Origin of the sequence: Ornithinimicrobium jinqii, from assembly GCF_045032595.1 — a bacterium.
In the GTDB taxonomy this organism is placed as follows: domain Bacteria; phylum Actinomycetota; class Actinomycetes; order Actinomycetales; family Dermatophilaceae; genus Ornithinicoccus.
In genome coordinates this window covers 91,570-113,900 of record NZ_JBJFZS010000020.1, presented here as the reverse complement: position 1 = coordinate 113,900, position 22,331 = coordinate 91,570, and the positions used below count along the sequence as shown (strand labels likewise).

Here is a 22,331-nt window from a genome sequence, read left to right as displayed (position 1 = left end):
GAACGGTCGACTCGAGCACCTGCGCGGCCTGGCCCTCGGGTTCCGCAACCTCACCCACTACATCGCCCGAGCACTCCTCGAGGCCGGCGGATTCAGGCCCCGACTACACCCTGCATTGTGAAGAGCCTCTTTGAGGCACAGCAGATGAATATTGGATTTTCGGGCGAAGTGTTCGACAAGTTGAGGTCTGCAATCACCGAGTATCTGGCGCAACATGAGTCTATCGCGGTCACTTCGACCTTCACTACGGAATCATTGGGGTACTCAGGGGCAAGAGGTGGTGACTACACTCGACCCTTCACGCTTCTCCGCAAGGCGGCAAGACAGAGCCGCCTCGCGGTGGTAGGCGCCCACAGACAGCGCCAGGTTCCCAGACCTCCCCCTGAGGTCTGGGACATCGTGGGTGGCGACCCGTTGTTGGCTTCACCTCCCCACCGAGCGGCACGCGTTGCCAGCTGGCAGCTGAGGCAGATCGATGAGATCAAGGCGACGGGGCCGTCCGACAAAGGCTGCACCGCCCTGATCACGCTGATGCGCCGCGAACCTGAGCTGACCTACGCGTGACGCGACCAGATCGCCACGCGACAGCCGGTGAGAGGTCCGTCGGTGGCGACGGCTACGGTTCCGTTCGGATACACGTTCAATGACGAGGGGTGACGAGGTGCCAGAAGAGGGTCAGGTTCACGGGGGGCCGGCGGTACTTCTCGGCGATGCTCCGATGGTGCGGGTGGAGATCGACGCGTCCCCGGTCATCAGCCTCGCCATGGTGCACAACGGCGTCGCGCCGGTGCGGTCCATCGTCCTGACGAACGCCGGACCCGCGCTCGACGAGGTCGAGGTCAGGGTGGTGATCCGGGACGCAGACGGCACTCTCAGCGAGCCGGCAGAGTTGCTCCTCGACCTTCCGAGTGACGGTGCAACTCGTCTGGCCGACGTCGCTCTGCGGATGGACGCGACCGCCATGCTGGAGATGCAGGAGCGTCGCTCGGGGGTCACCGAGGTGGTGGTCCGGCACCGGGGAACGGAGCTGACCACCCAGCGTGTGGACGTGGTCGTTCTGGCCGGGCGCCAGTGGCTCAGCCAGCCAGCGGGGCTGGGCCTGGAGATGCTGGCCGCCCACGTCATGCCGAACAGCCCCGTCGTCGAGTCGCTGCTGTCCGAGGCATCGGTACTGCTGAGGACGGCCACCGGAAGCTCCTCCGTGGAGGGGTACCAGTCGGGGCCCGAGCGGGTCGACCAGATCGCTGGCGCGGTCTTCGACGCGATGCGCGCCCGGAACATCCGCTACGCGAACCCGCCGGCCAGTTGGACCGACCACGGCCAGAAGGTCCGGACCCCGGAGGAGGTGCTGGAAGGAAAGGTCGGCACCTGCCTGGACACGACCGTGGTGTATGCCGCCGCCCTGGAACAGGCCGGCCTGCGGCCCCTCCTCTGGGTCGTCAAGGGACACGCGTTCGTCGGGTACTGGCGGGAGGAGATGGTGCTGGACGCGATCGCCACCACCGACGCCTCACCCATGACCAACCTGCTGGACCTTGACCTCGTGAGGGTCGTCGAGACGACGATGCTGACCGAAGGCCACGAGGAGGGCTTCCACGCGGCGAGGTCAGCCGCGGCGTCCGTCGCGCGGGTCGTCGACGACGTGATCGGGATCGTGGACGTCTTGGCCGCACGACGCAACGGCGTCGTGCCCCTGCCGTCCCGGCGGCGCCTCCCGAGCGGGGAGGTCCAGGTCGTCGAGTACCGGGCCGCTCAGCACAGCGTCCCGATGCCGAGGCTCACCGGACGCACACCGACGTCGAGCCGGACGGGCGATGGTCCTGCCGTCCCCCCACGGGTGCAGCAGTGGAAGAACTCTCTGCTCGACCTCAGCCTGCGCAACAGGCTGATCAACTTCAAGCCCGACTCGGCCGTCACGCTCGTGGTGCCCGAGGGCCATCTCGGCGCTGTCGAGGACGTCCTCCACGATGGGCGTCCGGTGACCCTGCTCGCCTCGGATGCGATCGACGAGGTCGCCAAGGCGCGCGGCGTGCGCTGGGCTCGGGACCTGCCGCAGCCGCAGCTCTTCGAGGCGCTGGCCAGGCGGAACGCCGTGCACACGGACATCACGGCACACTCCTACGCCACCAGGCTCCGTTCACTCGCCTACAAGGCGCGGACCATCGAGGAGGAGACGGGGGCCAACAACCTCTACCTGGCCCTCGGCACCCTGGCCTGGGAGCTGGAGAACAAGAAGCTCCACACGCCCCTCATCCTGGTGCCGGTCAAGCTCGTGGCGACCGGGCGAGGTGAGCGGACGTCATACCGGCTCCGTCTGGACGAGTCCGGGGGCAGCACCCCCAACTACTGCCTCCTGGAGAAGCTGAAGCAGACGCACGGCCTGGAGATCCCGGAGCTGGCCGAGCCCAAGGAGGATCTGTCCGGCATCGATCTGGCGGCGACGCTGACGTCGGTCCGTCAGTCCTTGGCGGAGAAGGGGTTGCCCTTCCACGTCGAGGAGACCGCCCACCTGGCGATCCTGCAGTTCGCCAAGTTCCGGTTGTGGAAGGACCTTGACGAGAACTGGCCCACCCTGCTGGAGAACCCTCTAGCGCGGCACCTGGCGGACACCCCGACGGAGCACTTTGTCGATCCGGCGCGTGAGGGCGACGCTCCCGTCGACCTGGACGAGCTCGCAGCGGTCTGTCCCATCCCGGCTGACGCCTCCCAGCTGACGGCGATCGCCGAGGCCCTCGCAGGGAGCACCTTCGTCCTCGAGGGACCCCCCGGGACAGGCAAGTCCCAGACCATCACCAATCTGCTCGCCCGTGCCCTGGCCGACGGGAAGAGGGTCCTGTTCGTGGCGGAGAAGCGTGCCGCCCTCGACGTCGTGAAGAAGCGCATGGACGCCGTTGGTCTCGGCCCGTTCAGCCTCGATCTGCACGACAAGGGCAGCAAGCCGGCGGCGGTCAGAGCACAGATCAAGCAGGCGCTGGAGCACCGCACCGTCGTCGACCGTGAGGGCTTGGGCGTCGCCAGCGAGGAGCTCGCCTCGGCGACCCGCACGCTCGCGCGGTACCGGAAGAACCTCCATGAGGAGAACGGTGCGGGACTCAGCCTGTACAGCGCCCACACCAGGCGACTGGCTCTGGACGGGGCTCGACCCCTGCCTGTCCCGGAGCACCTGCTGGAGCGGGACGGCGGCACCTGGGTGAGCACGACGCGGAGCCTGCTCGTCAGCCTGCCGGAGGTGGCGGTGCCCGCACGGCCCCGCATGCACCATGCCTGGGGAATGGTCCGCGTCGACCGCGTTCCCGACGCCGCCTGGGAGGAGGTAGTCGCGGCAACTCAGGCCGTGTGGGCTTCACTGCGTCTCCTTCAGCACGACGGGCGCCTCGGCGCCGCACTGCGAACTGCTCGCTCGCGCGAAGAACTTGACGTGCTTGCGCGACTGGCGGGGTCGCAGGTCGCTCCCGTCCACGTGCTGGACGAGACGCGCACGTCCAGCTGGCAGACGGCAACGAAAGGACTGCAGTCCGAGGTCCGTGCCTTCGCGACCGCCGCCCACCCCGGGCTCGAGGTCGCCACCCCAGGAGCGATGGACCTGCCACTGGCCGACATCCACGGACAGGCACGGACGGCAGCTGCATCGTCCTGGTTCGGCCGGAAGAAGCGACTGCGTGCGGTGGTCGATCTGCTCGGCCCCGGGCTGAAGCCTGGTGCAGAGGTCCACCCCAAGGAGGTCGTCGAGCTGACCGGCGCCCTGGTCCAGGTGCAGTCCGCCGTGCGCGCACTTGCCGTGCAGGCGGACGGGATCGCCGGGCTGAGCGTGCCCGAGGGGTGGAACCCCCTGACCCAGGAGGGTCAGGGAGTCCTCGCCAGCCAGGTCGAGTGGCTCGAGTGGACGGGTCGCCAGGTTGCGGACGCTTCCCACGGCGCTCAGACGGGTGAACCTCGCAATTTTGCGAGCGTCCTTCGTGACTTCGTCGCCTCCGGTGAGTCGGTACCCGAGACGACGACGACGGAGCTGCGGCGTCTCGCTGAAGCGCTGGCCCAGCTGAGCCGGGTCCTCGAGATCAGCGAGCAGGCGTGGACGGACTGGGCCGGGGAAGCCGGCCTCCTGCAGCGATGGTCCGACACCGAGAGCGAGCGGCGTAGCTCGGACGCTTCCTTGTCCTCCTTGCATCGCTGGTTGACGCTGCGCGGTCACCTTGCCCCACTGAGACAGGCCGGCATGAACGACGCCCACGCGATGCTCCTGGCCGGCACGGTGCATGCCGACGACGCCGCGAGGGCGTTCGACCGAGGCGTCGCCGAGGCGTCGCTGCGGGAGCGACAGGTGGCCTCAGGACTGGACGTTTTCGACCCCGCCGCCCACGAGCGGACGATCGCGCGGTTTGCGCGGTCGGGAACCCAGGTCCGCACCCTGCTGCCCGGTCAGCTGCAGGCGCAGATCGTGGAGAACCGACCGTTCAGGTCCGGCACCACCGCGGGCAAGATTGGTGCTCTGCAGCGAGAGCTGGAGAAGCGACGAGGCGGTCTTGCGGTCCGGCCGCTCCTGCAGGGGTACGGCGATCTCATCACGCAATTGATGCCGTGCGTGCTCGTGAGTCCGGACTCCCTGGCGCGATTCTTCCCCGTGGCGGGCGCCATGTTCGACATCGTCGTCTTCGACGAGGCGTCCCAGATCCGGGTTGCCGACGCCATCGGCGCCATCGGCCGTGCGAAGTCGGTCGTTGTTGTGGGTGACAGCAAGCAGATGCCCCCGACCTCCTTCGCCGAGTCGAGCATCGTCTCCGAGGACCACGAGGAGGAGGTCGTCGGTGCCGCCATGGTGGTGGAGGACCAGGAGAGCATCCTGTCCGAGGCCGTGCAGGCGCGCGTCGATCGGCACTGGTTGTCGTGGCACTACCGCAGCCAGGACGAGTCGCTCATCGCCTTCAGCAACCAGCATTACTACCTGGGCAAGCTGTCCTCCTTCCCAGCGCCCACGGGCGGTTCCGCCAGCCCGCACGTCGAGGGGTACGGCATCAGCCTCGTGCGGGTTGACGGCACTTTCCACCGCGGTGGCAAGGGCAAGCTGCTGCGGACCAACCCGGTAGAGGCTGAGGCGATCGTGTCCGACATCCGACGCAGGTTCGACGCTCATCGCGGGGAGGGTTCCCCGTCGGTCGGGGTGGTCACTTTCAACCAGCAGCAGCGCGCCCACATCGAGGCATTGATCCGCGACCACGAGGACCCCCGCCTCGCAGCCTCCTTGGACTCAACGGATGAGGAGGGCCTGTTCATCAAGAACCTGGAGAACGTTCAGGGTGACGAACGCGACGTCATCCTGTTCTCCACAGCGTTCAGCGTCAACGCCAAAGGAGAGCTGCCGCTGAACTTCGGCCCGCTCAACCGTGAGGGCGGGGAGCGACGGCTCAACGTGGCCATCACCCGGGCACGCCGACAGGTCGTCATCTACTCGTCCTTCGATCCTGGTCAACTCCGGGCGGGAGAGACCAGCTCGCTCGGCATCTCCCATCTGAAGGCCTACCTGGGGCTGGCAGCGAACGGGACGGGTGCCCTCGAGGACGAAGTGCGACGGAGCAGCGAGACCGACAGGCACCGTGAGGATGTCGCGGCCTCGCTGCGCATGCATGGCCTGGCGGTGCAGACCGACATCGGGCTGTCGGACTTCCGCGTCGACCTGGCCCTCAGCAGCCAGCACCGGCCCGAGAGGCCCTTGGTCGCTGTCGTGCTGGACGGCCCGGGCTGGGCGAGCCGCGGGACGGTCGGGGACCGCGACGGGCTCCCTGTACAGGTCCTCAAGGGGATGCTGGGGTGGCCCGAGGTCGCGCGGGTGTGGTTGCCGGCCTGGTTGGAGGACCGAGATAGTGTCGAGCAGGATCTCCTGCGGCTGGTGAAGCTCGCGGAGGAGAGCGCTCAGCGAGCTCTTCTCAGCACGACCCCGTCTTCCGCGCGCACGTTCGACGGCGAGGCTCCCCCACGTGAGACAGGCGGCGGAGCCGCGAACCCCACGAAGGCCACGGACGTCGACAATGTTCGCCCCCCGTCGGACGCGCCGACGACCCTGATCGCAGGCGCGGCCCCCGTGCTGCCCATGCCGGCAGCGGACATCGAGACTGACGACCGCCTGGAGGGTGAGGAGGCGTTTGTGCCCTGCGCGCCTGGGTGGCGTGGTCCGAGAGCGGTTCTTGACGGGTTGCCCTCTCGGACGTCGCAGACCCGCGTTGAGGAGGTGATCAAGGAGATTCTGCGAAAGGAAGGTCCTATCCATGAGCAGCGGCTGGCGAAGCTGGTTGCGGCAGCATTCGAGCTGACTCGCGTGAACGCCGACCGCGCGGCCTCGATCCTCCGTTGTGCCCCAGCGGGAAGTCGGTCCCCGCTTGAGAAGGCTGTCCTGCGCGACACCGCCGCGCGCGGCGACGCGTGGGAGGGTTTCCGTCGAGACGAGTCCGGAGAGAGAGACATCGCGCACGTCCCCCTGCTGGAGATGGCGAACGCAATGCGTGCGCTCTGCCGGGGCACCGGCGGTCTGGACGAGGCGGAGCTCCTGCGGGAGACCTTACGGGTATTCGGCTATACCCGCATGACTCCCCGTGTGGTCGGCAGGATGACGGAGGGCCTGCAGGCTGCAGTGACCCGGGGCGCCATCAGTAAGGGTTTGGACGGGCAATACCAGTCGACGTCATGAGGCTGCTGCAGCCGCTCGTCGAGGCCGTGGTGCTTACTGGCGGTGGATCCACGTCAGCACGGGACGCCGTGCTTGGCGGTGACTTCAACTAGTGTCGTCTGGCCCTCACCGACGCGAAGACCACGCGAGAAACAAGAAGGCGACAGCCACTCCGGCCACGCCCGCGAGCGTGGCCCACACGAAGAGCTCGACGCTGGGTTGAGCAATGCTTGGGCCAGCTGCATAGGCAAGGCCCATCGCGCCGATGACCACCGCTGCTCGCTGCACGGTGCGGTTGAGGGACTGCTGCGCTTTCGACGTCTCTTCCTGCTGCAAGGTGCGTGCCAGTCGGGCGCCGTCCTGCACCCGTTCCTCGACATCTTCGACGTCGCGGTCGGTGAGCAGCTCGTGCTGCAGCGTCACCAGGACGTCGTCGACGGGGGAGGTGCGCTTCTGAGTGAGACTCCGACGCCAAGCGGTCCGCTTGAAGTCGTAATGGCGACGCTCCAGCTCGACCAGCTCGTCAGGCACGTCCAGCCGGGCGTGCATGGCGCGCGCCCCTGACCGGTCCAGTCGAACGCGCTGGATCCAGGCCAGCAGGAGGGCGTCAAGGAAGATGCTGTGAGCCTGGACCTGGAGGTGCGGTGCAAAGGACGGATCCTCCACCGGATGTGACACGACGGCGAGTCCGTCACGCAGCACCATCGCGGACCAGTCCGGCTTCTCCACCGCGAGGGTATGGCGTGCTGCTCGTCGTGCCGCCTCGGGCCCGCTGCCGGTCACCGCTGAGTAGGCGGTCTGCAAGGGCCCCTCTGTCGTGCTGGGGGTAAATGAGACGGTCCGGACGGGGCCGTCGGCATACCGCGCGTTCTCCAGATATTGCTCGCTCAAGGCCTTCCAGAACTCGACCGAGTCCTCGGTTCCGGGGCGTCTGGCCAGTGCATTCTCGGCCATCCCCGTGAGGTGGACCGAGAGCACCGCGAGCTCACCGTCGCCGACGAGGCACAGTTCCAGAGCCAGCACGGATCCGCCTGAGATCGTCGCGTGGACCGGAAGCCACCGACGCACCTCGTCGTCGTAGAGGACCGGCGCCAGTTCTGGGCTGACGAGAGTGGTCCGCGCACCGGTGTCCGTCGTCCGGTGCATCCCGCGGTCGCGGGAGTCTGCGGTCGACGGCTGGCAGAACGGCACAGGGCCGGCGTGCCACCGAGGCAGGACAGCCATCTCCACTGTCCTGCAGAGCACCTGGGAGGAGGCGACATCGCTGGTCAGGGAAATGCAGTCCGGCTTCTCGACCTCCATGCGCAGAGACTACGGGCTACAGTCCTCAGCACCGGGGACGACGCACGACGAGGAGAACTGATGGCTCACGGCCTGTTCGACGGATTCGAGGGCTACAGGTCCGTGACCGAGGAGCATCTGCAAGAGGCCGTGAAGGGTTGGCTGGTGGTCCTCGACACCAACGTCCTGCTGCACCTCTACAACTACCAGGGGCAGGCCCTGGACGACTTCATGCGGGTCTTCGAGGCGCTCGGGGAACGCCTCTTCGTGCCGCATCAGGTGCTGGATGAGTTCTGGCGCAATCGGTCGACCGTCCTGCGGGAGAACAAAGGGCGACATCTAGAGCGAGAGACCATCGAAAGGGCGTTTGACTCGATCGCGTCGGATCTGAGCAAGTGGTACCAGCGTGCGGTCTCCCGTACTGACGAGCTGCCCGAGGACGTGATCCGAGAGCTCGACGAGGCGAGAGAGGCGGTCTTGGCGTGCATGGATGGCCTGGTCGAACAGCGCTCCACCACGGCAGACACCCCTACTCAGCAGGACCCCGTCATCTCACGCCTCGAGCGTCTGCTGGCCGGCAAGGTAGGTACCGCTCCGTCCGAGAGGCAGAGGGCCGAGCTCCTCGAGGAGGGGAAGCGACGAATCCAGAGAAGGATCCCACCGGGCTACATGGATGCTGAGAAGAAGCCCGAGCGTGCCGTCGGGGACTTCGTGGTCTGGCGTCAGGTCATGGACGAGTCGCAGAGTCGAGGCCTACCGGTGCTCCTGGTCACCCAGGACACGAAGGAAGACTGGTGGGCAGACCGCGGGACCGCCGCGATGCGGGCTCGTCCGGAACTTGTGACCGAACTCCTCGAGTACTCCGGTCAGCGGCTCATCATGGTGCGCACACACGACCTCCTGCGGCTCGGCGCCCTCCTGGGTGTGGACGTCAACGACGAGACACTGGCAGAAGCGCTGGAGGAGCAGAGCGGATTAGGTGGGTGGACGGACGAGTTGTACGTGCTGTACCTCGAATACCTGTCGGCGTGGCCCGGTCACCATGAAGCATTCATCAAGGCCCTGCAGAGCCGGGGACGGATCGCCCGTACGCCGCTGGCGAGGCTGATCGGGAAGAAGTCAAGGTCAGCGATGAGAGGGACAAGCGTGCCGTATGCCACGGCTCTCAAGCACATGTGCTTGGACCACGACTTGGACGCAGCGGATCTCGACGTTCCTTTCAAGGTGCACTACACCGATGGCTGGATGGACTACTTCTTCATCCCCGACCCTCACTTCGAAGCAATCCTCCGTGCGGTGGGTGACGTTAACGCCCTGCGCCGCGGAGATGAGTTCGAGGACGAGAACCACGTCGACGACGAGGGCGCCGACGACGACCTGTAGCTCCCGGCCGCTTGATCACACGGCCAAGGAGATCAACCGGTCGCCGGCAGCCTCGTCCAGATGACCCTCCGCCCACTCCAGCACCCCCGACTCCTGCGTGAACAGCACAACCTGCCGCTCGCGCGAGATCTCGGCCAGCAGCTCCAGCAGCGCCGCCGTGCGGTGCCGGTCGCACTGCACCGTGACGTCGTCGAGGACGAGCGGCATCGTCTCGCGGGTGTCGAGGTGCTCCACGAGTGCCAACCGCAGCAGCAGGTAGGTCTGCTCGCTCGTCCCCTGGGACAAGAAGGCAGCGTTGCGCCAGGCACCGGTTCTCTCCTGCAGCTCCACCGCCAGGTCCTCGGGCCTGACCCTCACGTCGCGGTAACGTCCGTCCGTCACCAACGGGATGCGCGGGCGCATGGCCGACTCCAGCACGGGCGCGAGGCTGCGGTGCGCCTCTCCCTGCGCGGCCTCGAGGTGCTCGACCGCCAGCTCTAGCGTGGCCCGCAGCTCCTGGACGGCCGAGAGCTCGCGCCGACGGCGCGCGGCCTCCTCGATGGCCGCCGCCAGGTCCTGCTCCTCCGCGCGCAGGCTCTGCAGCCGCCCCTCGGTGGACGCGCGTCGGGTGGCTGCCGCCTCCACCTCATGTCCGGCTGCAATGAGTGCCTGCTCCAGATCAGCGGTCGCCGACCCGTCGGGACGCGGCCCGAGCCGACCCCGTAGGTCGTCGGCCATCGCGGTCAGGTCGTTCAGGCTCGAGCCGTCCAGCAGCTGGTCCCGCAGGGAGGTCAGCCGTGCGTGACGCTGGTGCGCCTCGTCCGTGCGTGTCTGCTCGCCCATCCACGAGGCAGCGACGGTAGCGGCACTGTCGGCGTCCCCTCCTGGGTCCTGACCGAGTCCTCCCACGAGCGAGAGGAGCGTCGCGCGGGTCGTCTCCTGCCGCTGCACCGCCGAGTGGTGAGCGAGCTCCTCCGAACGCCGCGCGGTCAGGGCCTGCTGGAGGTCCTCCCTGCGGGCGGCGAGACGTGCCGTGGCCGCCCGTTCCTGGCACCGCCGCTCGTACTCGCGGTAGGCCTCGTCCACGGACTCAGGATCTGTCACCGCTGCGACGTCCTCACCCCGCTCCCGAAGCGCCTCCCGAAGCCGACGGGTGGTCTCCGCGACCGACGCCGTGAGCTGCTCCGCGGACGCTCGCCGTTCTTCGGCGGCCTGACGTGCGCCCTCACGCTCGTCGACCCGGCGTGCCAGCGTCTGCAGCTCGTCGACGTCGGTAGGCAGCCGCCGAGTCCGCAGGCCGGACAACAGCTCGTACCGCGCAGTGTCGTGGGCGGTCGACTGTTCCTTCCACCGCTGCCGGCGGATCACCACGTCCTCGACCTTGGACGACAGGACCGGCTCGACCGGACGTGCGCCGGGTGACGCTGCCGCCGGGGGTCTCGGCGGGGTGGGCGGGGTGGGTGGCCGGGGTCGCTCGACCTCGGACGCGGCGAGATCGGGAGCCGAAGCACCTTCGGTCCGGGTCCGGGCTGTCGCACCCCACCCCAGGAGCGCTACTCCGACGACCACCAGGGCGGCGCCCGCGACCGGCTCCACGAAGAGCGTCGCGACCCCGGCCACCAGGAGGACGACGCCCAGGAGCAGCTGCCAGGCGCCTGCCCTCCGCGAGGTCCTCGCCTCGGTCCGCAGTGCCGACCGCGTCCGCTGGCTGGCCTCCCAGGCCGTCGTGGCCTCGCGGTGTGCGGTGGCCTGAGTCTCGTACTCGCGCACCTGCTCGTCGAACCTCGCGCGCTCCTGCTCGTAGTCCGCGAGGGACTGCTCGTGAGCGGACGAGACCTCTGCCCACGCGGCGAGCTCCACGGCATACCGCTGCGTCGCCTCGTCGTGCTCGGCCCGCAGCCGGGACTCGAGGGCGTCCTCCGCGGGGTCCCAGGTCGGTCGGGGCAGTCGAAGACGACTCGCCAGCTCGCGCAGCTCGTCACTCGCGATGTCGGGCAGCGGGTCCTGGTCTGCCGCTTGTTCCGGGTCGTCGTGCGAGGCGAGTGCCGAGACCGACCGGTTGAGCTGCTCCCAGAGGGTCCGCACCTCCGGGTGGGGCGAGGTGTCACCGGTGGGTGCCTCCGGCAGCTCAGCGAGCTGCTGCTCCAGCTCCTCAGCGGTGGGACCCTCCGGGGTGGCGGGTGGCTCACCCAGGGTGAGGTATGCCGTGCGTGCGGCGTGCACTCGCTCGCGCAGCTCGCCAGGTGCTGGGTCGGGGATCGACGCCAGCGTCTCCAGCTCCGCCTCGAACGCCTGCACCTTCGCTGCACGATCCTCGATCGCGTTCAGCTCGACCCATCCGGCGAGGGCCTCCAGCCGGGTCAGCACCTGGCGGGCGCGTGCCTCGGCCTCCGCGTGAAGACGCAGCTGGACTGCGACCTGCCGCAGCTCGTCCCGGGTCGTGCGCAGCCGGTAGGCGTGATCCTCGGCCACCTGCAGCAGCTGGGTTGCGGAGCGGAGCGGTCGCTGCCCGACGGCCGGGCTCCCGACCCGGGTGGAGAGCTCGTCGCGGAGGCGGTCGATGACCTGGTGCGCGGTGACGTCGACGGTCTGGTTGGAGGCGGCCCGCTGGAGGAACTGCTGCAGCTCGTCCGCCTGCTCGACCACGCGCAGCACCTCGGCCTGCGGCACGAAGGTGGTCGCCCGCAACGTCCCGCGCGAGAGCCCGAAGAGCTGGCCGACGTCGATGTCGTCCCCGGTTGCGGGCACGATGCCGAAGCGGGTCTGCAGCTCGCTGCCCGTGAGGGCGTGCGAGGTCTGCAGGTCGAGGATGCGGGTGCTTCCCTGGGCGAGGTTCTGCACGACGGCCAGACGGGTGCCGTCGTCGGTGGTGATGCGTGCCGTGACCTGCCACCGAGAGCCGCTCCACGGCTTGTGCCGGGAGCGGAACTGCGAGTCCTCCTTGCTTCCTCGGCCGCGGGAGCGTCGTCGCCCGGCCAGGCTGGCGTAGAGGGCCGCGGCCCATGACGACTTCCCGCTCTCGTTGAGGCCGTGGACAACGGTGAAGCGCGGGCCGAGGACGAGCTCGTCGTTCCGGAACGGCCCGAAGGCATCTGCCGTGATGCTGTCGAACCTCACGCCGTCACCTCCTCGGAGTCCAGCGACGCCAGTCCCATGGCCAGGGCCTGGTGCCGCCGGTGCGCGTCCGGCCCGGCACCGGAGAGGCGCCTGATCAGCTCGGCCTGGACCGTGCGGTCCTGCGGGACCTCTGGAAAGACGTGCTCCAGGTCGCGCCAGAGGACCGTGACGTCGCGTCGTCCCGGTTCCCACCGGAGGGCGGGCGGTACGAGGACCCGCGGTCCGACCCGGCCGCTCACCTCGACCCGGTCCAGCGGGTCGCAGGAGCGGAGGAGATCATCCAGGGCGGCCGTCAGCGATGCGCCGTCGGCGTGCTCGCCGACGTCGAGGGTGCGTACCGTGCCCGCCGAGGAGGAGAGCTCGACGCGCTCCAGCTGGGGGCTCTCGCCGTCCCGCAGGGTGATCACTGTGGCGGCGCAGCGGCCTCCGCCCGAACCGGGCACCAAGGGCGCGACGTCGGCGGGGCCGATCACGGCAACGGGCGTGGGTGGTGCGTCGGCCCGCGTGGTGAGGAGGGCCAGCACGCCCTCGGCGGGCGGAGCGGCAGACGCCCGCGGGCCCTGGACCCCCAGCCTGCCCGAGCCAACCTCCACCTGGGTGGTCGCCTCCGCTCCCACCCAGTGCACCGTCGCCGGCCACTCCGCCAGGTTGTGCGGTCGAAAGCCCGCCTGCGCCTCGCGGTCGTCGGGCAGCACGATCACCGACACCGGGATGGCCCCCAGGACCGCGCGGACGTCGTCGACGGTCGAACTGCGGACCGTGTCGGTGTCCCACAGGCCACCGAGGACGACGACCCCGTCGACGCCCAGGTCGAAGGCTCGTTGGCCGAGCTCAAGCAGTAGCCCCGCGCTGACGTCACGCAGCTGCTGCGCGACGTCCGGACTCTCATCCGGCCACGCCCGGTCCAGGTGGAGGCCGGAGAAGGCGAGCAGACGCACGGTCATTGTGTTTCCCCTGTCCCGATAGGGTCGCCCTGTCGTATCGGGACCGTACAGGATGAGACGTGGCTGACCAGGACGAACTGACGCCGGGGGCGCTCGTGACGGGGGTCGTGGACGGGGAGGCCGTCCGCGTCGTGTCTGTGCGCGTGTCGGGAGATTCCGCCCTGGTGTCCTTCGAGCGTGGCTCGGGGGAGCGGGGCAGCGCTTTCCTGTCCCGGGACCAGCTTCTCGGAGTGATACCGGCCCAGCGTTCGGTCACCTGGGACGCTCCGTGGTCGGACGTCCAGCTGGGCCTGCAGGCGCTCGCCATCACGGCGGCGCCCCACGAGGGATGGCTCCTCGCGGTGAGCTCGTCCAACGTCACCCCCTTGCCGCACCAGGTGCAGGCGGTCTACCACGAGATGCTTCCGCACGAGCGGCTCCGCTTCCTGCTCGCGGACGATCCTGGCGCGGGTAAGACGATCATGACGGGCCTATACCTCAAGGAGATCCTCGCGCGCCAGCGCGCGGCCAGGGTGCTCATCGTCGCTCCCGGCAGCCTGTCCGAGCAGTGGGTGGACGAGATGTGGGGCCGCTTCGGCCTCGCCTTCGTCGAGCTGGGTATGGAGCACCTCGACCGCCATGATCCGGCGCGGCCCACGGTGGGTCCGGCGGGTCCGCTCGTGGTCGCGCGGCTGGACCAGCTCTCGCGCAACCTCGAGCTGCGCGACGCCGTGCTGACGTCGGGCTTCGACATCGTCGTCGTCGACGAGGCCCACAAGATGAGCGCCCGGGACTGGGGCTCGAGGACGTTCTTCAGCAAGCGCTACCAGCTGGGGCAGGAGCTGGCCGCCCAGACCCCCAACCTGCTCCTGCTCACGGCCACGCCGCACAACGGCAAGCCGGCCGACTTTCAGCACTTCATGCGCCTGCTGGGGGTCGAGCTGGACCCCGACACCCCGGTTCTCGAGCAGGCGCCGGTGCGACGGCTGGTCAAGGAGCAGCTGGTGCACGCCGACGGGAGCCGGCTCTTCCCGCCGCGCGTGGCTTCCACGCTCACCTACACGATGGCGGGATCGGAGCGGGTGCTCTACGAGGCGGTCACGGAGTACGTCGCCGACGAGATGAACAAGGTCATGGACGACTCCGTCCGGCGGCACGTGGGCTTCGCGATGATGGTGCTGCAGCGGCGGCTGGCGTCATCCCCCGAGGCGATCCTGCGCTCGCTGGAGCGGCGGCTCGACCTGCTCCGCAACCAGCTGGAGCTGGCCCGGGAGGCGGAGGAGGACCTGGGACGGCTGCTCGCGGCCTCGTTGGCCGGCGGGTCGGTCCCCGAGGACAACGACGACGACGAGGTCGACGACGGCGCGACCTCGGACGCGACCTCGGCGCGGACGCCAGGCGAGCTGCATACCGAGATCCTCGTCCTCGAGCGCCTGGTCGGGCGCGCGCGCCTGGTGCGCGACGAGGGGGTGGATCGCAAGTGGGACGCCCTGGCAGGGCTGCTGACCAGCCCGGACATGGTCGACCCCTCTGGTCTGCGGCGCAAGATCATCGTCTTCACCGAGCACCGGGACACGCTGGACTACCTGGAGGAGAGACTTGGGGAGGTGCTGCGGCCGGGGGAGCGGGTCGCGGTGATCAGCGGGCTGACAGCCCGCCACGATCGACGGCAGGCCCAGCACGACTTCCGGCACGACCCGAACTGCTCGGTGCTGCTGGCGACGGACGCTGCGGGGGAGGGGGTGAACCTGCAGGTGGCCAACCTCATGGTCAACTACGACATCCCGTGGAACCCCAACCGGCTCGAGCAGCGGTTCGGCCGGATCCACCGGATCGGCCAGGACCGGACCTGCCACCTGTGGAACCTCGTCGCGGCGGACACCCGGGAGGGTGCCGTCTTCGAGACGCTGCTCGGAAAGCTGCAGGTGCAGCGCGACGCGCTCGGGGACCGGGTCTTCGACGTGCTCGGCGACGTGCTCTCGGGGGCCGACCTGAGCAAGATCCTCACGGACGCCGTCCGCGGAGGAGGTGAGGCTGGTCTGGCCGTGCTGGAGAAGCGCCTCGACCGTGGGCTCGCGGAGGAGGTGGCCCGACGCGCGGCGAGCACCACCGAGTTCACGCCCGAGGACCTGGAGCTCGTCCAGCGGCAGCTCGTGTGGGCCGAGGCTTTCGACCCGCAGGTGGCGACGGTGCCGGAGTTCGCCCTCCGCGCGCTCCGGCAGTACGGCGCCGAGGTGCACGAGGTGGGGCCCGCTCTTTGGGCTGTGCCCTACGTGCCAGCGATACTGGCTGACGCGCCCGGGGTCGAGCGGCACTACTGGCGGCTGCACCTGGACCGGGCGGGGCTGGCTGCAGACGACGCAGGGGCGGGTCAGTTCCTTGCACCGGGGCATCCTCTGCTGACGGCTCTGACGAGGCGCGTGCTGGAGGACCTGCGCGACCCGCTCCGGGACGGGGTCATCCTGGAGGACTCCCGGTCCGCTGTGGACTACCTCCTGGTGACGACGCTTGAGGAGGGCTACCCGCAGACCTGGCGGTACGACGTGGGAGGTGGCCGGGTCGAGGTGGCGGTCGACGCCGCGCTGCGGCTGCACCCTCTGGCGGATGCTGACACGGGCTGGGCGTCGGAGCTGGCGGACCTGCTCGGGGTAGCTGACGACTCACGGGTCGCCGTCGTCGCCGTTCGTGGTGCAGGCGCAGCGGCTGAGGTGCGGGGGCGGCAGCAGGAGCTCGAGGAACTGGCCGGGCGGCTGGCGACCGAGGGGGTCGTCGTGCGAGGTCGGCAGGGGGATGGCTTCGACCTGGCGGTGGAGCGGGGCCCGGAGGTGAAGTTTGTGACGGTTGAGTGACTGATCTCGGCTTAGCTAAGAGAGATCTTCGCACGTGTGTGAACTCCTGGTCCGGCGCCGCCTGCACGACCTCGGCATACCTCCGGGCTGGTGTACAAAGGGCAGCCCGATCTTCTCGGGTTGGTGGAGCCGGCCGCGCGGGAGTGGCACTCAAGGCATCCAGCTCCCGAGATCCGTCAGTGCCCGGGCGCGAGGGCGGAGAACCCCAGCAGCAGCGTCGCCTCCGCGAGCCGTTCGTCGTAGGTCACCACGCCCAGCAGGTCGTCCTCGAGCATCAGGGCAGCCGCCAGATGAAGCGCATCCAGCGAGCGCAACCCGGGTGGCTCGAGGCGGGCTGCCTCCTCGAAGACGCCGGTCTCCAGCCGGAGGACCGTCAGCGTGTCGAGCACCTGACGCGCCAGCGGCGCTGACTCCGGGCGCACGCGCCGGACCGCGCGGAAGAGCTCCGTCCGGGCGAGGTCTGAGGTCACGAGCGAGTCATCGCGAGCCCCGAGCCACAAACGAAGCTCGTCGGACTCAGGCTCAGGGGCGACCAACTTCACCAGGGCAGAGGTGTCGAGGTAGTAGGCCATCAGTAGCGCTGGTCCTCACGGTCATGGGCGAGAGCCTCCGAGAGCGCAGTGCTCGGCGCACCATCCGGCCGAGGAAGGTCCGCCAGGTGCGCCCGGGGCGAGCGGGCGAGCCCAGCGGCCACGAGGTCGGACGTGCGGCTCGCGCCGAGGGGCACCAGGCGTGCGACCGGCCTGCCGTGGTCGGTGACCACCAGCGCCTCGCCGGCGGCTGCTCGGGAGACCGCCGCCGAGGCGTTCTGCTTGAGCTCGCGGATGCCGATCGAGTGCTCTGGCACGGCGTCCTCCGTCTCGGTGATTGTGCTACACGGTAGCACTTCTCGGCCGGGGTCGGCGTCCGAGCTGCGAGAGGCCATCTACCCGCACCGACGCCAGGGTGTGCTTGACGCGTCCTAGGACGGTGTCCCCGTGGCTGGCCGGGAACAACGCGGCGTCGGAGCCGGGCTGGTCCTCCAGGGGGGCCACGCTGCCCCACCAGAGGCGCCGCGCTGTGCCACCGGGCGGCCTCGCGCGAGGTCAGCGCAGGTCGACGACCTCCAACCCGGTGACGGCGGAGATGTAGGTGTAGTCCGCGTCGCGATGGGCCAGGGGGGTCTGTGTCCGCAGCGCGATCGCGGCGATGAGGCAGTCCTGCAGCGATCGCGGCTGGTGACCGGACGCCCGGGCAGCCTGGAAGACGTCGACGGCGGCGCGGTAGTCCACAGCCGGCTGGACCTGCAACCAGTGCTGCCCGAGCATCAGCATCTCCGCAGCGGCCGTCTGAGGGCCGCTCGCCGCGCCGGCGAGCAGTTCCATGAGGATCGGCTCCGTCGTGGCCAGCGTGACCCCGACCTGCTTCCGCACGAAGTGGTGCGCCGGGCTGCCTGTGCCACGCAGGAACTCGATCCAGACCGAGGTGTCGACCAGGACGTGGCTCACACCTGGGCCACCGGGTCCGAGCGCAGCTCCTCGAGGTCGCCGCCCCAGCCGGAGCCCTCGAGCGCGAGGAGTTCCTCGCGCGTGGGCACCGGGCCCGCGAGTCGGCGCAGCGCGAGGTCGACAGCCTCCTTCTTGGTGCGCAGCCCGAAGCGGCGCATCACCGTGGCGACCAGGGCGTCATCGATGTCGATATTGGTGCGCGACATACACCAACGATACACCTGACCTGCTGCAGGTCCCCGGAGGCGGACCGTGATCCGGGCGCCCCCCGGCCGAGGAGGGCACCTCCGGGAGGGCGAGGTCGTCCTCAGGCGTCCGGCACGTGGACAGGGGTGCGGCCACCAGGACAGCCTCGAGGGTCACCTTGGACCACCATGGTCCTCAGTCGGCCCTGTGCGTCTGGCTCCGGTCCTCCCCTTGAGGCGTGACCGGGCCGAGCAGACCCGCCGGGCTGAGGACGACCTCGACGGGCGTGGTCACCCCCACCCGTTGTGCGCCCTCGGCGTGGTGTCGTTCGGCGTACGCCCCATCGGGGCCGAGCTCGTAGATCGTGATCGAGCACGTCGTCGGCGCCACGACCCAGTAGTGCGGCACGCCGGCCTGGGCGTAGGCGGCCATCTTGACGCCGAGGTCACGCTGCCACGTCGTGGGGGAGAGAACCTCGACCACCAGGACCGGCGGGCCGTCGTGACCCTTGGCAGTCAACCGGTCCCGATGAGCGATCAAGAGGTCGGGCTGCAAGACCGTGTCGCCGTCGTCCGTCGGGAGTTCCACGTCGAGCGGTCCTGAGAGCACGGACCAGTGCGGCGGGACCAAGGGACGGAGGAGAGCGGTGAGCTCGCTGACGATCTCCTGGTGCACCGGGCTGGGTGAGGGCGTCACCAGCACCTCACCGTCGAGCAGCTCGTAGCGGTCCCTGTCGAGCGGCCGGTCCCTGATCGCCTCGAACTCGGCCCGACCCACCCGGAACGCGTCGGCGCGGTCGGTGAGCAGCTGCATACCCGTCATTGTGTCCCTCCCCGGTCATGCTCGCCAGGCTGGCACGAGGGGCGGGGGTCGATCGCGGTTGTCCACAGGACGCGATCGCCGGACCTGAACCGCTGGTGCCGACCCGTCCAACGCCTCAAGGGTCGCCAACCCGATCTCCGCGGGCTGGCCATGCTCTTGAGGGTCGTCGCGTAGCTGCGCACCTACCGACCGAGCGTGAACGGCATACAGTCGACCCATGAGCGACCTCCAGCGCGCCGCCCGCATCATCGTCGTGACGCCTCTCGGGCTGGGTGACGTGACGTGGCTGGCCGCCGAGCTCTACCGGGAGCGCGTCCAGGCGGTGTATGCCGCCGAGGACGTCCCCGACACCGGCCCGGTCGAGACGCTGGCGGAGGACCTGGGCGTCCCCTGCCACAGTGCCGACGGCCTCCTCGAGGACGGGTCGGACGGTCTCCGCGACATCGTCGACCGCCACCGGGGTGAGACCGTGGTCGTCGTGCGCGGTGGCACGGCCACCGAGCCGGTGCTCATGACCGTCGACGCGGACGGCACGAGCATCCACAGCCTGGACGAGAGCGTCTGAGGGCGCCGCTCGTGGACGACATCTGGACGATCCTGCTGATCGCCGCCGTGGCGATCCCCGTGTTCCTCCTGCTGCGGTGGCTGGCCGTGCGGCGGGCCGTCGCGCAGGTGCGACGGCGTCAGGCCGGGCGGAGCCGCCCGTCGGGGTGACGGGCACAGGCTGCGGGGCAGGCGACCCTCGGGGTCTCGCTGTACCTCACCCTGAGGGCAGGGCGTAGGCTCCTGGGCAGCGAGACCGTTCCGGTCTCCTCAGCAAAGGGGCAGGCCATGTCAGACAAGTCTCCGCGCAACTCGCAGTCCAAGAAGTCCGGCAAGTCGATCAAGGAGAAGCGGGCGGACAAGCGGGCCAAGTCCGACCACACCTCCGCCGTCGAGACCACCCTCCACCCCAAGAAGCGCTGACCTTGGGCCCCCTGCTCACGGTGGGGGTGATGGCTCACTCCCGCAAGGAGAACGAGCGCCGGCTCCCGATCCACCCGGAGCACCTGCACGAGGTCGACGACGACCTGCGCTCCCGGATCTTCCTCGAGGAGGGATACGGCGTCCCGTTCGGGGTGTCCGACGGGACGCTTGCCGGTCTGGTCGGCGGGGTCCGGTCCCGCGCCGAGCTGATCGCCGAGTGCGACGTCATCCTCCTGCCCAAGGTGCAGGCCGAGGACCTCGCCGAGCTCCGCCACGGGCAGATCGTCTGGGGCTGGCCGCACTGCGTCCAGGACACCGCGCTCACCCAGCAGGCCATCGACCGGCGCCAGACCCTCATCGCCTTCGAGGCGATGAACCACTGGTCCCGCAGCGGAGGCTTCCTGCTCCACGTCTTCCACCTGAACAACGAGCTGGCCGGCTACTGCTCGGTGCTGCACTCGCTCGAGCTCATCGGCTCGACCGGCAGCTACGGCCCGAAGCGGCGTGCCGTCGTCATCGGCTTCGGCGCGACGGCCCGAGGTGCGGTGACGGCGTTGAGCGCCCTCGGCGTCACCGACGTCCGGGTGCTCACCCATCGCAAGGTCGCCGCCGTCGCGTCCCCGATCCACTCCGTCGAGATCGTCCACGTAGACCAGGACGAGGACCCGGACCTGACGACCGTCGTCACCAACCACGGCCCCGTCCCCCTGGCCTCCTACCTCGCAGAGAACGACATCGTCGTCAACTGCGTGCTGCAGGACACCGCGGCCCCGTGGACCTTCCTCACCGAGGAGGACCTGGCGCTGTTCCGGCCGGGGAGCCTCATCGTCGACGTGTCGTGCGACGAGGGCATGGGCTTCAGCTGGGCCCGGCCGACGACGTTCGAGCAACCCACCTTCGTCGTGGGCGACAACATCACCTACTACGCCGTGGACCACACCCCGTCCTACCTGTGGAACTCGGCGACGTGGGAGATCAGTGCGGGGCTGCTGCCGCACCTGCGCACGGTCCTGTCAGGACCGGAGGCGTGGAAGGCCGACCCGACGATCGGCCGCGCCATCGAGATCCAGGACGGCGAGATCCGCAACCCGGCCATCCTGGCGTTCCAGGGCCGCGCGGAGGCGTACCCGCACCCAGGCCCGGCCGACGCTGCGACCACGTAGGTCCCGGTAGGTCCGGTCCCTGCGCGGAACGCCCGGGGGCGCTTCAATGGCGTATGCCGCACTCCGCACCCAGCACCGCCGGTGCCCCCGTCGAGCCCCTGCCCACGTCCGTCACCGGCTTCGTCGGCGCCGCGGACGCCGGGCCCGTCGACACCCCCGTGACCGTCACCAGCGCGGGGGACTACCACGTCACCTTCGGCCCCAGCCTCGACGCGGACCGTCCGCTCGGCCACGCGGTCGACCTGTTCTTCGCCAACGGCGGCCGCAGTGCCGTGGTCGTCCGGGCGGCCGGTCCGCCGCCCGACGAGCTGGTGCCGCCCGAGGGGCCAGGAGGCGTGCACGCGCTCGACGGCTCCGGGATCACCGTGCTGGCCCTGCCCGGCCTCACCTGCGCCCACCTCGACCAGGTGCGGGCGGCGCTGACCCGGTGCGCGGCATACGGAGCGGTCCTGGTGCTCGACCTGCCGCCGGGCCCCTGGGGCCCCGGGACCGAGACCGCCCTTCGGCAGGTGACCGAGCACCGGGATCGCGCTGCGGCATACCACCCCTGGGTCGTCACCGACGGCGTGACGGTGCCGCCGTCCGGGGCGGTCGCCGGGGTCCTCGCGCGCACCGACGCCGAGCGTGGGGTGTGGAAGACCCCGGCGGGCGTGCAGCTGCGCGGGGTGGACGGGCTTGCCGAGGCGCTGGGCTCCCGGGAGAGCGAACGCCTCACCCAGGCCGGGGTCAACGCGCTGCGCGAGCTCCCGGGCCGGGGCCAGCTGGTCTGGGGGGCGCGCACCCTCGCCGGCGGGGAGGCGGTCGAGCCGGCCTCGCGCTACCTCAACGTGCGGCGGCTCACCGACCACGTGCTCGCCTCCCTGACCGTCGGGCTGGGCTTCGTCGGGAGCGAGCCCAACGACGCGGCCCTGTGGGCGCGCGTGCGCCAGCTCACCGACGACTTCCTGCACCGGCTGTGGCTGCAGGGTGCGCTGCAGGGCACCAAGGCGGAGCACGCCTACGGGGTGCGGTGCGGGCCGGGGGAGACGATGACCGAGGCCGACGTGCTCGCGGGTCACCTGGTGCTCACGCTGTGGCTGGCGCCGGTCAAGCCGGGCGAGTTCGACGCACACACGCTCCGTCTGCAGGCAGGTATGCCGCCGGCGTCACCCGGTCCGGTCCCCGTGGTCCGGCCGGTCAAGCCGGTCGGCGCAGCGCGGACCGCGGTGCACCGGGTCGACCTGGGCCAGGTGGTGTCGAGGTACATCGGCGAGACGGAGAAGAATCTCACCCGGCTGCTCGACGAGGCGGAGCGGTCGGGGGCGGTGCTGCTGCTGGACGAGGCCGACGCGCTGTTCGGCCGGCGGACCGAGGTGGGCAGCTCCCACGACCGGTACGCGAACCTGGAGGTGGGCTACCTCCTCGAGCGGCTCGCCCGCGAGCGCGGGGTCGAGGTGCGGTGGCAGGGGCAGCATGTCCGCCTCCGTCGGCCCCCGCCTTACCCGGACGAGCCCTGACGGGCCCGCTCGCGCAGCCGGCAA

17 protein-coding genes are annotated in these 22,331 nt (G+C 69.9%); 9 read left to right on the top strand and 8 right to left on the bottom strand.

The window, feature by feature from the left end; all coding sequences use genetic code 11:
• The first annotated feature begins 117 nt into the window (after positions 1–117).
• Together ACI3ET_RS09785 and ACI3ET_RS09780 are read left to right on the top strand one after the other, a co-directional pair.
• Complete coding sequence (locus ACI3ET_RS09785; protein ID WP_405032845.1) at positions 118–564, top strand: hypothetical protein; 447 nt, start codon at positions 118–120, stop codon at positions 562–564.
• Between the two features lie 163 nt (positions 565–727).
• Positions 728–6,676: a DUF3320 domain-containing protein gene (locus tag ACI3ET_RS09780; protein WP_405032844.1), complete on the top strand. Its 5,949-nt coding sequence runs from the start codon at positions 728–730 to the stop codon at positions 6,674–6,676.
• A 105-nt stretch (positions 6,677–6,781) separates the two neighbouring features.
• Here ACI3ET_RS09780 and ACI3ET_RS09775 read toward each other — a convergent pair whose 3' ends face one another.
• Entirely contained in the window at positions 6,782–7,633 is an 852-nt protein-coding gene (locus ACI3ET_RS09775; protein WP_405032843.1) for a hypothetical protein, read from the bottom strand.
• Positions 7,634–8,017: 384 nt separating this feature from the next.
• On the opposite strand from ACI3ET_RS09775, the gene ACI3ET_RS09770 reads away from it, so the two are divergent.
• On the top strand, positions 8,018–9,319 hold the full coding sequence (locus tag ACI3ET_RS09770; RefSeq protein ID WP_405032842.1) for a PIN domain-containing protein: 1,302 nt from the start codon (positions 8,018–8,020) through the stop codon (positions 9,317–9,319).
• 15 nt (positions 9,320–9,334) lie between these two features.
• Here ACI3ET_RS09770 and ACI3ET_RS09765 read toward each other — a convergent pair whose 3' ends face one another.
• The gene (locus ACI3ET_RS09765) at positions 9,335–12,415 is read right to left on the bottom strand and encodes an AAA family ATPase (protein ID WP_405032841.1); all 3,081 of its coding nucleotides are present in this window, start codon (positions 12,413–12,415) and stop codon (positions 9,335–9,337) included.
• On the bottom strand, positions 12,412–13,359 hold the full coding sequence (locus tag ACI3ET_RS09760; RefSeq protein WP_405032840.1) for a hypothetical protein: 948 nt from the start codon (positions 13,357–13,359) through the stop codon (positions 12,412–12,414). The genes ACI3ET_RS09765 and ACI3ET_RS09760 overlap by 4 nt, the downstream gene beginning before the upstream one ends.
• 59 nt (positions 13,360–13,418) lie before the next feature.
• On the opposite strand from ACI3ET_RS09760, the gene ACI3ET_RS09755 reads away from it, so the two are divergent.
• Entirely contained in the window at positions 13,419–16,187 is a 2,769-nt protein-coding gene (locus ACI3ET_RS09755; RefSeq protein ID WP_405032839.1) for a DEAD/DEAH box helicase, read from the top strand.
• Positions 16,188–16,363: 176 nt separating this feature from the next.
• On the opposite strand, the gene ACI3ET_RS09750 is transcribed toward ACI3ET_RS09755, so the two are convergent.
• The 5 genes from ACI3ET_RS09750 to ACI3ET_RS09730 form a co-directional block, all read right to left on the bottom strand.
• The gene (locus ACI3ET_RS09750; protein ID WP_405032838.1) at positions 16,364–16,759 is read right to left on the bottom strand and encodes a type II toxin-antitoxin system VapC family toxin; all 396 of its coding nucleotides are present in this window, start codon (positions 16,757–16,759) and stop codon (positions 16,364–16,366) included.
• The gene (locus ACI3ET_RS09745) at positions 16,759–17,034 is read right to left on the bottom strand and encodes a type II toxin-antitoxin system Phd/YefM family antitoxin (protein WP_405032837.1); all 276 of its coding nucleotides are present in this window, start codon (positions 17,032–17,034) and stop codon (positions 16,759–16,761) included. The genes ACI3ET_RS09750 and ACI3ET_RS09745 overlap by 1 nt, the downstream gene beginning before the upstream one ends.
• Before the next feature lie 238 nt (positions 17,035–17,272).
• The gene (vapC, locus tag ACI3ET_RS09740) at positions 17,273–17,674 is read right to left on the bottom strand and encodes a type II toxin-antitoxin system VapC family toxin (protein ID WP_405032835.1); all 402 of its coding nucleotides are present in this window, start codon (positions 17,672–17,674) and stop codon (positions 17,273–17,275) included.
• On the bottom strand, positions 17,671–17,880 hold the full coding sequence (locus ACI3ET_RS09735; protein WP_405032834.1) for a type II toxin-antitoxin system VapB family antitoxin: 210 nt from the start codon (positions 17,878–17,880) through the stop codon (positions 17,671–17,673). The genes vapC and ACI3ET_RS09735 overlap by 4 nt, the downstream gene beginning before the upstream one ends.
• A gap of 175 nt (positions 17,881–18,055) precedes the next feature.
• Positions 18,056–18,673 carry a Uma2 family endonuclease gene (locus tag ACI3ET_RS09730; protein ID WP_405032833.1) on the bottom strand — a complete coding sequence of 206 codons (618 nt, stop codon included), beginning with the start codon at positions 18,671–18,673 and terminating at the stop codon, positions 18,056–18,058.
• A 226-nt stretch (positions 18,674–18,899) separates the two neighbouring features.
• On the opposite strand from ACI3ET_RS09730, the gene ACI3ET_RS09725 reads away from it, so the two are divergent.
• The 5 genes from ACI3ET_RS09725 to ACI3ET_RS09705 all read left to right on the top strand — a co-directional run bounded on the left by ACI3ET_RS09725 (position 18,900) and on the right by ACI3ET_RS09705 (position 22,307).
• Positions 18,900–19,247 (top strand): hypothetical protein, encoded by a 348-nt coding sequence (locus ACI3ET_RS09725; RefSeq protein WP_405032832.1) that lies wholly within the window; start codon positions 18,900–18,902, stop codon positions 19,245–19,247.
• 11 nt (positions 19,248–19,258) lie between these two features.
• Positions 19,259–19,396: a hypothetical protein gene (locus ACI3ET_RS09720; protein ID WP_405032831.1), complete on the top strand. Its 138-nt coding sequence runs from the start codon at positions 19,259–19,261 to the stop codon at positions 19,394–19,396.
• A 117-nt stretch (positions 19,397–19,513) separates the two neighbouring features.
• Positions 19,514–19,648: a hypothetical protein gene (locus tag ACI3ET_RS09715; protein ID WP_405032830.1), complete on the top strand. Its 135-nt coding sequence runs from the start codon at positions 19,514–19,516 to the stop codon at positions 19,646–19,648.
• A gap of 29 nt (positions 19,649–19,677) precedes the next feature.
• Entirely contained in the window at positions 19,678–20,811 is a 1,134-nt protein-coding gene (locus ACI3ET_RS09710) for a N(5)-(carboxyethyl)ornithine synthase (protein WP_405032829.1), read from the top strand.
• 53 nt (positions 20,812–20,864) lie between these two features.
• Positions 20,865–22,307, top strand: a complete 1,443-nt coding sequence (locus ACI3ET_RS09705) for a phage tail sheath family protein (RefSeq protein ID WP_405032828.1) — start codon at positions 20,865–20,867, stop codon at positions 22,305–22,307.
• Positions 22,308–22,331: the final 24 nt, after the last annotated feature.